We start from the raw sequence: 11,346 nt of genomic DNA, 5'->3' as shown, positions 1-11,346 counted from the left end.
AAAGATATATTAAAGAATTCACTAGCCGAAGTAATATTAAACATTATAGTATTAGAAAATATTGTAGGAATAAGTATCAAGACTTCATATGTTAATAAAAATAAGAAGGTTTTATTTTAGTGAACGGAATGAATTTAAACGGGATATATTAGGTGATTTGCGAAATTAAGTTTTGACACTCGTTGTTAGTAGCTACAGGAAAAGATGATACCGTGGTTGCAAATACAATCCTGTTTGTATCCATCAGTCTAAATAATATATAGAGTTATTTTGACTGTTTTTCATTTAGAATTCCTCTTACTGTTTTTATACACAAAAAAGCTAAAAATTAGGACAAACGTAGATCATCTAAGAAAAAAGATAGCGACTTGGCGGGCTACTACATCATAGTTTTCCGTTTTAGCCCGTGAAGATATATAGTATGACAATCCTTTACTAGACCGATGAGCTACAAGTCTAGATAAAAGGAGAGACTCCGCCTGAAAGCTTCCAAAGCATTTGGTGCTACCGATATTATTTTTTCATATACCCTTCCTCTTGAGGTATTTATTTTTCTAGCTCTAGTATCTTTGGTGGATTGTAGTACCCAGACCTGCTAACAGATCTTAAGTTCATTTGGCAACATTATGAAAATAGCTGTGGATGTTTTAAGCGACTTAAACTATGATTTTAGTGCAACATCAGGACATTAAATATCAGCTATTGCACTAAAAAAAGATATTTAATAAACTAAATAGAATATAACTTTACCCGCCACATCTTGCTTATCAATAGGAGCACTTATGGCAGCAAAATTGGCAGTAATTACCGACTCCTCGTGCAGCCTACCTTCGAAGCTTGTTGAAAAATACCGAATTAAGCAACTACCGTTAAAAATAATTATTGATGGTAAAATGCACCCAGATCCTTGTGATGCGAGTAAAACTTTGGCTTTATTTAAATCTGGGATGCTGTCTAAAAAACATGAAGTGACTACAGAGCCGCCAACGCCCGAAGAATTTGAGCAGGCAATAAGAGAAGCTGTCGAAAGTGAATGTAAAAATATTGTTATACAAACTGTGAATCGTACACAGGGTGAGACTTATAACAATGCAAATATTGCGGCTTCTAATATGCGCAGAGAGCTAAATAATGGTCGTCATGATTTTACTATACGTGTAATGGATAGTCGCACAGTATTTGCTGGTCAAGCAGTCATGATTTCAGAAACCATTCGCCGAATTCTAGCTGGACAGAATGCTAATGAAGTTCGTCGCTCTATGGATCATTTGTCGGAGAATATTCATACATATATATTGCCTAGAGATCCATTGCTTGCTCTAAAACGTGCTCAAAAAAGAAACGAGAATGCGGTTGGGTGGGGTAAAGTGTTTATTGCTAGTGCACTTGGTATTTATCCGGTGTTGTGTAATGTGAATGACTCATCTTACCTTGCGGCAAAAGTAAGAGGTTTTGAAAATACTGTAGAACAACTGTTCAACCATGCTTGTGTACAAATTGAGAACAAACTTTTGATTCCTTTGGTAGGGATCAACTATGGCGGCTCAATGCAAGAGTTACAAGAGTTGCCTGGCTATCAAAAATTAAAAGAAGTGGCTCAAAAACATAAAGTGCAAATTATTCCATCAGTGATGAGTATCGCTGGAGGCATATATACAAGCGTCGGTTCGCTATCACTAGCAGTGGCTTGCGAACCAGGTGAGTGGTCTGGAGGTTAGAGATCGTTCAATTACTTATTTCTGTGTTAATTCTATACTAAACATTCTTCGCAATAAGAATTTTTTTGGCGTTAATTGTGTCGGTTTTGTTTAGCAAACATAAGCTAAATATGAATAATCTTCATGCTTATATTTTTAGAAGTGTAAGAAAAAATAATTATTAATTACAAGTCGCTTCGTTATCCCAAAGGTCAGCTAGAGATGATAAAAATTCAAATGACGCCTCTAACAAAAAATAAGCATCTTGAATATAGTCTATTCAAATAGTACGTTTCTTTTTTGAATAATGTGAATTATGCATTTTAATATTCACATCGTGTTGTAATAAAATTACATTTATCGAATTTATTGTAATGTTATATAGAAGACCGAATCTAATGCGACACAGTTTATTTAATACTTGCACTGTAAAATACCCCTTTTATCTTTTAATTCTGGCCCGATAAATGCTTTTTCTATTAGCCATTCCTCAGTATATGGATGTTCTTTAGACTGCCAGCGTCCCTTTCTAATATCTGCAAGATAGCAGTACATTGTGTAATAGATAGATAGTGTTGAGACAATAGGCAAGAATTGTAGTTTAAGAAATTTCGATCTTGAATAGAAAGCTTTACCTTATACTAAGTAAAAAAATGTTTTAGAAGACAATGTTAGATTAATTTCGAAAATGTTTGACAGTAATCGAAAAATAAATTAGTTTCTAGAATATACGTTTTTATTGGTAATAGCGAAATTTCTAAAATTTTTGTTTTACGATGGTATCGAATTTGGGTTCTGATAGTTAACGCTAAAATTTAGAGGTTCTATTTCCCTGCTTTAAGTGATTCTGAATAATAAGAATTATTTAATTTGTTAATTTGTAGTGCTATATAACTAATAACATGTCCATGTTTTTAGAGGAAATTTTATTTCTCTCTGAATTAGTGTACTCAAATATACAGTATTTAATTAAAATTTAATATGTTAACTATATGTATTAATCCATACTAAATATAAGGTTGGTTTTATATCCTGAGTAATACCTTGGCTGTTTGCGACACAATGCTGTTCTTTGTGCCTTTCGTCGAATGCTTTATTTAATCGCTAGCTTGTTGCTATGCAAAAAAAGCCTCTTATAATTATTTATAATAATATATTGGTGGTGCTAATTAGCATTTCTAATATGGTGTTCTTTCTATTAATTAATTCCCCTTTTTTATTTAAAAAAATTAATTATTTATACAAAAAATTATTTTTTAAAATAAATTCTCCATCTGTAAATATAATTACAATTTTTTGATTTAATTAAAATACTCCTTATTTTTATGCGAAAATTTTTGTCTTAAAACAAGTAAATATTAATTTTGTATTTGAATTTTAGATATATTTATTTAATTTATTGTCGCTCCCTAATTCTTATTGTAAAAAAATATTTTATATTCCTTTAGTTAATTGTTTTTTTTTGAAATTAGAATAAGATCTGTTGAAAATTATTTAAACCTTTTAAAAAGTCAAATATGTTTTCATAAAAGATTGACGTGGAAGTAATAAAAAAATGTAAATATTGTATTTAACCTTCTGGAGTTATTTTATGCAGCTTAATAGAGCAGTACCATCTAAACGCTTGCCTCGTTTTGAGAAGAAAGCACCTGTAAATAATGATAATAAGATTAAAGTAGGTATTTTAGGAACGGGAAAGATAGGCGTCGATTTGTTGGTTAAGGCGTTAAGATCCAAGTATATGGACTGCATTATGTTTGCAGGAAGAAACTCTAAATCAGAAGGGATACAATATGCCAAAAAACTTGGTGTTACTGTTTCCGACCGAAGTATTAATGCGTTTATAGAGGCTGATGAAAAGTGTGATGTAATATTTGACGCAACATCAGCATCGCAACATGTTAATCACGCTCCGTTATTTAAAGAGATGGGAGTATTGGCAATCGATATGACTCCTTCACAAATAGGAACTCCACTAGTGCCTGCTATTAGCCTTGCTGATGTAAAAAATAGCAGCAATATTAGTATGATCTCATGCGGTGGCCAGTCTTCTATTCCTATAGCTTACGCACTTTCACTTGCAATTCCAGAAATTACGCGCTTGCACGTAGCTTCTTATCTCTCACCTAACAGTGTTGGTCCTGCAACCTTGGCTAATTTGGATGAGTATTACAGCAATACTAGAGCCGGTTTACGAAAATATAGTGGCATCAAAAATATAGATGTTGATTTAATTGTAGATGATAAGAATTTTGCTTCAAAGATGCGTAATGTTATTTTTGCTGAAACCTCTTGTACAAATTTAGATCTGTTAGACAAAGCGCTTAATGACGTGTTAAAAAAAGTACAGCACTATGTGCCTGGGTATTGTCTTGAAGGATGTCCTATCTATGAAAATGGCGGAGTTAAAATTAATATTTCGGTGGAAGGGAGAGGTGATTACTTACCAAAGTATGCCGGTAATTTAGATATTATCAACTGTGCTGCTATTGCAGTGGCGGAAGAATATGCAATGCTTAAAAATTATTTCATGTTTCCCAATGTTGCACTTGTTAATTAATGCTAAATATTTCCTGTCATTTTAAAAAATATTTTGGCGCATATTGAATGTCATTAATTTTTCTTAACAATTTATGCGTCAAAATAAATCACTAACGTAAGAAAATTGATCTATAGCTATATCCTTAAGTGTATTGAATAGTGATAAAATAAACCTAACGTTTACAGATATTTAAATTTGAACAGTGTTAGGAGGGGAGCTTTGGAGAACGACTATAGAAGCTATTTCGAAAGCATATTAGATATTTACCCGCCATGGTCAATAAATAATATTTCCATCGATGAACGACAATCGGTTATTCATGTCAAACTTAGCCGTTCTGAAGATAAATCGATCATCTCATTTTTTACTAAAAAGCGTTATATCGTATCTGATAGTAAATTTGTTAACGGTTATTGGCAACATTGCAACCTAGGCAATTATAGATGCTTTATTTCGGCCGATGTTCCAGTGGTTAGCAATACGGACTCAGATGCCATAACGAGAGACACACTCTCTGAGCCTGCTTTTTTAGGGCATCCAAACAAAAAATATACCCACCAACTAAGACAAGTTGTTGCGTTAAATAGTGCGCAAGGTTTAAGTAAAAATGAAATATCAACAAGCCATAATATAGAGACTGCTCTTGTTGGTGAAATTCTGGGCGATGTGGCTAATGCCCCTGAAAATGTCCAGGCACCTTGCTATATCCCAACAGAATCAGACATTATCTGGCAGAATATATTATTTGATAAAACTCTTATAAAAACGCAGTCTTTCCCTCTTAAGCTACTACTTTCTAAGCTTAAACTTGCGGCAATTGATACTCAAAAGAAAGAGTTATTACGCCCGATAATTATTGAGTTAAGAGAGTTTTTTATACAGCAGGCTGCGTCATTAAAAAATGAAATTTCACAAATTAGTGGCCTTGCAGTTCAACAGGATAGTAACGCAAGTAGGCGTCGCAGTGTGCACAAGCTTATTCTTCCCGCTGTGAAGAATCCGGTTTGGGTAGATATTCTAATGGATAGAATTCATTTAGATTCTAACAATATGTCCTTGAATTTACTTCTAGTTAAACTACGCTCTAACTATAAATACAATCAAAGTGAAGAAGGAAGTGAAGAAGTAGTTGGCTTGCGAGAATTTTTTAGGAAAAATTATCAGACATTAAGAAAAGAGCTTGTTCAAATTAACCGTTTGTTACAAACTCGACCAAAACAGAAATTTACTTTACCCGACTCCAGGCATGATGTGTGGAGACAGATCCTTAAAGATGATTCATTTATTCCAAGTCAGCACATGGCATACAAGTTATTACTCTCGAAGCTGCGATCGGATGTGTTGCTAAATCCCAGTCCAAATGCGGAATTAAGTGCTGCTAAAAGAATAAGGCAGTTCATTGCGGATAATCAGCAAACTATGCAGCAAGAGTTAAGGCAAGTTATTAAAAGTAGTAGTGCTGTTTAGGGCATTTGTATAAATATAAAAAATTTGGAGATCAAGTATGGCGCAAGAAGCCGATATTGCTTTCAAAAATTCTCTTGTGGACAAGGAAACACTGGTTCAGATGATTAACGATGGGGAATTTCTTATTGTTGCAGCAGAAGAAGATGTTCTAACGTCTCTTCCATCTGGTAACTGGATTGGTGGAACAATTCCTTATTTCATGACAAATGATGGTGGAACAGTTAGTAGAGACAAGATTTATGTAAATATTCTTACCGGTATTTCCCCACACCGCGCCCCTAGAATGACTTTGTATGATACAAACTCAATTTCTAGGATTGCTCAAGAGGCACCCGAGCATGGTTTTACTATTTTAATTTTACCTGCGATGTCTGATGTTCACGCCAAATATGCAGAAAATGCGCCTGACTTTCCAGATATGTATTTCTCGCCAATAATTGGTTGGGTATCCGGCACACATTTAGACGACTTAGGTACTAAAAAAGCTAAGGCATGTTTTGGGCCGGCCAGCGGTATGATGGTTGAGCAACAAGCGGTGGCAATGCATATTCCAATCCCGGAGCATCAATTAGCAAATGTCAATATTATTAACTTGTTTAGCCAGGGTGATGGGCCAGTAATTACGTTCGATAAGACTAGTTTTTCTGTTGGCGAATGTAAGATTGATGGAGTTACCAAAAATTTGGCCGAGTACATTAAACAGGAAAATATTGACACTAAATTGCCTTTAGTGGCCGATTATTCCGGTGTTATGGTCAATGCTAGTATCCAGAATGTCGACAGTACTAATAATGAAGTTAGCTTGTATGCACCGGTATTTACTGATGTTCCTTATCGCTTCGCTAAGCCAATAGATAATTATGTTCAGTCATTTGAAAAAGCTTTGCCTGCTTCGGAAAGTGAGAATGTTGCTTTCTCATGTAATTGTATATTGAACTTTCTTTATTCTGAGCTGGAAGGCAAGAAAACCCGAGATATCACCGGGCCTGTAACATTCGGTGAAGTTGGTTATCAACTTTTAAATCAAACTATGGTGTATTTGACACTGGGCAGCAGCATGAAGTAGGCCGAAGCAGTAAGTAAAAAGGTAGAAGTTAGAGGAGATTGTGGTTGTGTTCTCCTCTTTAATTCCAATAAACTTTAGCTTACTGAATTTGTTGCTATTTGGGTTAATGCTTGTTCAAATAATTCGGCAGGCTGTCCGCCACTGATTAGGTGCTTATTATTTATTATTACCGCAGGCACAGAATTGACTCCTGCTGATTGGTAGTGTTGTTGTTTAGCTCTAACATCCGATACATATTTATCCGATTCTAAAATCTCCTGTGCTTCTTCGGTGTTTAGTCCTACTTTAGCAACTGTTTGTAAAAGCTGCTGATGATCACTCGGATTGCCATTTTCTTTAAAGTACAAATCGAAAAGTGCCAGTTTTAACTCGGTCTGTTTATCGTGGCTCTGCGCCCAATGTAACAGCCGGTGAGCATCAAATGTATTGTATATTCGGCCACCATCAGCGTAGTTAAATTCGTAACCAACACTTTTCCCTCTCTCTTTTAATACTTCTTTATTCTGTTTACTTTGCTCTGTGGTAATACCGTATTTTTGTGTTATATGCTCAGTAAGCTCTTGTCCTTCCTTTGGCATCTGAGGGTTCAACTCAAAAGGTTGCCAAGTAATTGTCGCATCTATATTGGATGCTAAATTTTGTAGAGCTTTCTCCAAGCCTTTAAAGCCCACTATGCACCATGGGCAAGACACGTCAGAAACTATGTCGATTGTTAGTTTAGTAGTCATGATCCACCTTTTGGACTGATAGGTATAATTACTAGACAATATATAGTGAGATTTAGTTGCAGTCCACATAAATAATATTTAGGCCGCCTTTTGATCAAATTACGGCTGTTGACAGCGGCTTATATTGATATCGTATCCTAGCGGGTAAGTGCTCTTATTCACCATCATCTTATTATTACAATGCCACTGGTATTGTATATCGATTACTTCAATGTTCTTTTATAGAATTTGTCTAGTTTCTCAACTGCTTTGGTTACATGTTTTTCCTGGTCGTAGAGGTGAAAAGACTGAGTACCTCTAACATCGAATAATTTTTATCATTACTTTGAGCTCGTTGAACATTAGTAACATCAAACGGGCGCAGTAGTGTGTCATCACCAACGATGGCAAGGAAAGGTTGATCACGAGTTAACTCCATGTTTACTACTCTTTACGAACCACTAATTAGGCTTAAACAGGTTTAGTGATAAAACGTTTTTAGGTAGAAAGAATTGGCCCCATCAATTTATATTTTGATGGAGCTTTCCCTATCTCTCTATTACCAACTTAAGCAATGAGCTACACATGCAGGATGAATTGTGTGTTGTGGCTGGTTGGCCTTAAGAATCCAATAGCCATTTTCTTCTAAAATTCTGCACACTCCTTCGCCATCTACTTTTGTTAAAAAGCAGATGGAATTTGATGAAGCGGATAACGATAAAGACTCTCGCCCTGATACTCCCTTGTAACGGTTTACAAGGAAGTTATTTGAACCTGGAAGCCCTTGTTCGCCGGTTTCGCCCTGAGGCCCTTGTGCTCCTGTGTCGCCTTTAATACCTGCCATCCCCACTAGCATCATATCTGCTGAGGTCAGCGCTCTTACGTCTGCATTACATAGTTTTAGGTTGGCTTCATCTAACGATACGGATGTATCATCTGTTGCTGCACAGGAGACAGTACTATTTGTGGAATTTTCCCAAAAGTCTGATGCTTGTTCTCGGTTCATATAAATTCTGTGGCCGTCCGCATGTGTGAAATAAAATCTCGCATAAAACATGGTCGTTTGATGATTATTGCCGTCAACCCAGTTGTCATCTGTAATGAAAGTTTCGCGTGGTACATGAAGGTGTGAATAATGGGTTTCGTATGTCACATTCGACGAGTTAATATGTAGTGAAAGAGATTTCTGAGCATATAGTCTGGAAGCCCAAATTGGGTATATGCCATCGGCAAGGTTTATGGTGAACTTGCCTTTGCTGGGGCCATGGACGTTGGAATTGCTGCAGGATCGATCGCCTGAACAATTGAGTGTTAAATCAAAATTATCTGCACCATAAAACGTTGCATCTTTGCAGGCTTCTGCTCCTGAACAACTAATGAGACATGACTCGCCTTCGGTACAATAGTAAGTCTCACTGCCAGCTGTATTGACGTCGTCAAAGCTAAGCTCTCCTGCCAGGGTTTGGGAAATCGAAAATATACCTACAAGTAATATAAATAACTTGGTTTTCATTGTGTTAAGTTTCCATACTTATTTTGTCGACCTTAAAAAAAACTACGTTTCTAAGGGCGATTTTTTGAGTTTCAATGAGAATAATTTTCACCAATCGTGTGTGGTGTTACTCTTTTAGTTGTAGGCTCAGTGATTTTGGTTACACAAATTTTCAAAGCATGAGAGAACTTAGTAACTAACTATTAATAAATCATAGGAAATATACGTTGTGTTTAAGTCATAGTGATTGATGAGGATGGACGAACTTCCACATGGCTATCAAACCCAAAATTCCAAGGGGGATACTAGCTAAAAATATGCTTGAACCTAACTGACGTGTTTGTTCGATGCTCGTTCCTTCAACGCCAATCGCATTTGCAATAATGCCAACGTAGGCTGCGCCAAGGGCGTAGCCTAAGCGCTGAACTGTCGGAATAGCACCTGTAACACGCTCTTTTTCTCCTACTCCGGTAAATTTTGAAGCGCGACGTAATATAAATGTCCAACACATACCAAAGCCTGCACCCTCACATGTGGCAAACAAGGCTATCAGCCAAATTGGCCCGTTTGGTATACTGTAGACAAAGCCTGAAATACTCAAAACAACAATTGTCATCCCGCAGCAAATTATTTTGCTGTCGTTATGTCCTGAAAGTCCTGCAGAAGAACCTGCTATGAAAATAGAAGCGGCAGACCATCCGATGGCGGTACAGGCAATAACGTAGCCGGCTAGCATTGCAGATGATCCATGAAGCATGGTCATCAGAAGTGGGCCATAAATTGCGATGGTAACAGTTGCTGCGCACATGCATAGGATCATGACCAGTGCTGCACCCACAGGGTTAGCCAGGCTTAAGGGGCTTTTGGGTAACATACGTCCACCTGTATTATCTCGAGAGTCTAGCCATACAAATGCTATAAGACTAATAAACCCTGATGTAACTAATAGGGGGGATACGATAGGGGATGGTTCGTGTCCGGCAAATGCGATACATGTTACGCCCACAAATAGAAGTAAAAGTCGTTGCCAAGGTATCCTGATTGGAGTCTTCGGGAGCAGTGGGAGGGTTTTTATTGGTGTCTTTATCAGAATCCATATAGATAAAAAAACTGCTTGTAAGGCAAAAAAACAGAAGCCAGTACGCCACGAGCCAAATTCTATAAAAAGTCCCCCTATTAAAGGGCTTAAAAAAGTAGATACTCCCCAAGTGACGGAAACTGCGCCAACAGCTCTGGGTATTAAATGTTCTGGAAAGAACTGGCGAATAGATATAAACGACAGTGCAGTGAGCCCACCACCACCGAGTCCCTGGACTAAACGTCCTATCAACATGAACCACATATGCGAAGCTGTAGCGCTCAAAATACAACCTAGCGCAAAAGTGGCTGCTGCAATTGCCAAAGGCTTTTGCACTCCGCGATGGCTAGCCAGCAAACCGCTGATCGCGCCGGATACAATCGAACCGACTTCGTACAATGCCACATTCCAGGAGAGCAAAGTCGTGCCTCCAATGTCACTAACAATCACAGGTAGCATGGTTGCCACTAGTGTGCCGTCGGCAGCATGCAACCATACTGCTACGCAAAAAATTGTCAGGGCTGGTAAATATTGAGGAACCATAATTTCCCGCCAGCTAGATGAAGTTGTGGACTCGAGGGGCATTCAAACTTTCCTTTTGTTACTTTTGATACTTAGCTTTATTGTTGCAATACTTGACTTTATAATTCCTCAACTTAAGTTGAGGTCAAGAAAAAATAGAGGGGAACCTTCATATGGCAGTTGGTTTAACCGTGGGCGAAGTTGCCCAAAGAAGTGGTATTGCTATTTCGGCAGTTCATTTTTATGAGCGTAAAGGCTTGATCCAATCAGTGAGAAATCAAGCAAACCATCGGCGATATTCTCCTGTGGTGTTGCGTAAAATCGCCTTGGTGCAAGTCGCACAGCGAGCCGGGATTCCACTCAAAGAGATTGCCTCTGCTTTGTCGTCTTTACCTCCTGAGACAAAAATTACTGCGGATGACTGGAGTTTGCTTTCCACTCAATGGAAAGCTGACCTGGATGATCGTATTGCCCGTTTGCAGCGCTTAAGAGATCGTATGGCAGGTTGCATCGGTTGCGGTTGCCTCTCTTTGGAAAAATGCGCCTTATTTAATCCAGACGACGTCATGGGGAAAAATGGTTACGGACCGCGTTTGCTTGAGAAAGACTAGTGTCAACAGGCTCTATAGCCTAAAAAAAGCCCAAAAAAATATTTCCCCAAAATTTTATATTTTATCGTTGTTAGGTGCGATGGGGTCTTTACTATACGCCATACACTCATCTCAAATTTGTATTGATAAAGTTTAATCTTTAACTTATTTTGTTGTTTTAGTAA

9 protein-coding genes are annotated in these 11,346 nt (G+C 37.3%); 5 read left to right on the top strand and 4 right to left on the bottom strand.

Annotated elements, in window-relative coordinates:
• Positions 1-782 precede the first annotated feature (782 nt).
• The 4 genes from BVC89_RS22855 to BVC89_RS22835 all read left to right on the top strand — a co-directional run bounded on the left by BVC89_RS22855 (position 783) and on the right by BVC89_RS22835 (position 6,772).
• Positions 783-1,718, top strand: coding sequence for a DegV family protein (locus tag BVC89_RS22855; RefSeq protein ID WP_086933430.1), 936 nt, complete (start codon positions 783-785; stop codon positions 1,716-1,718).
• Between the two features lie 1,570 nt (positions 1,719-3,288).
• Positions 3,289-4,257, top strand: coding sequence for an acetylating acetaldehyde dehydrogenase (locus tag BVC89_RS22845; protein WP_086933428.1), 969 nt, complete (start codon positions 3,289-3,291; stop codon positions 4,255-4,257).
• Positions 4,258-4,458: 201 nt separating this feature from the next.
• The gene (locus BVC89_RS22840) at positions 4,459-5,706 is read left to right on the top strand and encodes a hypothetical protein (protein WP_086933427.1); all 1,248 of its coding nucleotides are present in this window, start codon (positions 4,459-4,461) and stop codon (positions 5,704-5,706) included.
• Positions 5,707-5,743: 37 nt separating this feature from the next.
• Entirely contained in the window at positions 5,744-6,772 is a 1,029-nt protein-coding gene (locus tag BVC89_RS22835) for a DUF6976 family protein (protein ID WP_086933426.1), read from the top strand.
• 74 nt (positions 6,773-6,846) lie between these two features.
• Here BVC89_RS22835 and BVC89_RS22830 read toward each other — a convergent pair whose 3' ends face one another.
• The 4 genes from BVC89_RS22830 to BVC89_RS22820 form a co-directional block, all read right to left on the bottom strand.
• Complete coding sequence (locus BVC89_RS22830; protein WP_086933425.1) at positions 6,847-7,500, bottom strand: DsbA family oxidoreductase; 654 nt, start codon at positions 7,498-7,500, stop codon at positions 6,847-6,849.
• A 253-nt stretch (positions 7,501-7,753) separates the two neighbouring features.
• Positions 7,754-7,918: a hypothetical protein gene (locus BVC89_RS29930; RefSeq protein WP_158658078.1), complete on the bottom strand. Its 165-nt coding sequence runs from the start codon at positions 7,916-7,918 to the stop codon at positions 7,754-7,756.
• Between the two features lie 120 nt (positions 7,919-8,038).
• Positions 8,039-8,992 (bottom strand): collagen-like triple helix repeat-containing protein, encoded by a 954-nt coding sequence (locus BVC89_RS22825; protein ID WP_086933424.1) that lies wholly within the window; start codon positions 8,990-8,992, stop codon positions 8,039-8,041.
• Between the two features lie 217 nt (positions 8,993-9,209).
• A complete protein-coding gene (locus tag BVC89_RS22820; RefSeq protein ID WP_086933423.1) occupies positions 9,210-10,634 on the bottom strand; it encodes an MFS transporter in 1,425 nt (474 codons plus the stop codon).
• A gap of 110 nt (positions 10,635-10,744) precedes the next feature.
• Here BVC89_RS22820 and soxR point away from each other — a divergent pair, with 110 nt between their 5' ends.
• Positions 10,745-11,182 (top strand): redox-sensitive transcriptional activator SoxR, encoded by a 438-nt coding sequence (gene soxR, locus BVC89_RS22815; protein ID WP_086933422.1) that lies wholly within the window; start codon positions 10,745-10,747, stop codon positions 11,180-11,182.
• The last annotated feature ends 164 nt before the right edge of the window (positions 11,183-11,346 follow it).

This window comes from Agarilytica rhodophyticola (genome assembly GCF_002157225.2).
Taxonomy (GTDB): domain Bacteria; phylum Pseudomonadota; class Gammaproteobacteria; order Pseudomonadales; family Cellvibrionaceae; genus Agarilytica; species Agarilytica rhodophyticola.
This window is presented reverse-complemented; position numbering and strand designations above follow the sequence as displayed.

Excerpts from the sequence above, each read along its gene's own strand:
- BVC89_RS22835 (WP_086933426.1), top strand. The coding sequence starts at position 5,744 with ATGGCGCAAGAAGCCGATATTGCTTTCAAAAATTCTCTTGTGGACAAG.
- BVC89_RS22830 (WP_086933425.1), bottom strand. The coding sequence starts at position 7,500 with ATGACTACTAAACTAACAATCGACATAGTTTCTGACGTGTCTTGCCCA.
- BVC89_RS22825 (WP_086933424.1), bottom strand. The coding sequence starts at position 8,992 with ATGAAAACCAAGTTATTTATATTACTTGTAGGTATATTTTCGATTTCC.
- BVC89_RS29930 (WP_158658078.1), bottom strand. The coding sequence starts at position 7,918 with ATGGAGTTAACTCGTGATCAACCTTTCCTTGCCATCGTTGGTGATGAC.
- BVC89_RS22845 (WP_086933428.1), top strand. The coding sequence starts at position 3,289 with ATGCAGCTTAATAGAGCAGTACCATCTAAACGCTTGCCTCGTTTTGAG.
- BVC89_RS22855 (WP_086933430.1), top strand. The coding sequence starts at position 783 with ATGGCAGCAAAATTGGCAGTAATTACCGACTCCTCGTGCAGCCTACCT.
- BVC89_RS22820 (WP_086933423.1), bottom strand. The coding sequence starts at position 10,634 with ATGCCCCTCGAGTCCACAACTTCATCTAGCTGGCGGGAAATTATGGTT.
- soxR (WP_086933422.1), top strand. The coding sequence starts at position 10,745 with ATGGCAGTTGGTTTAACCGTGGGCGAAGTTGCCCAAAGAAGTGGTATT.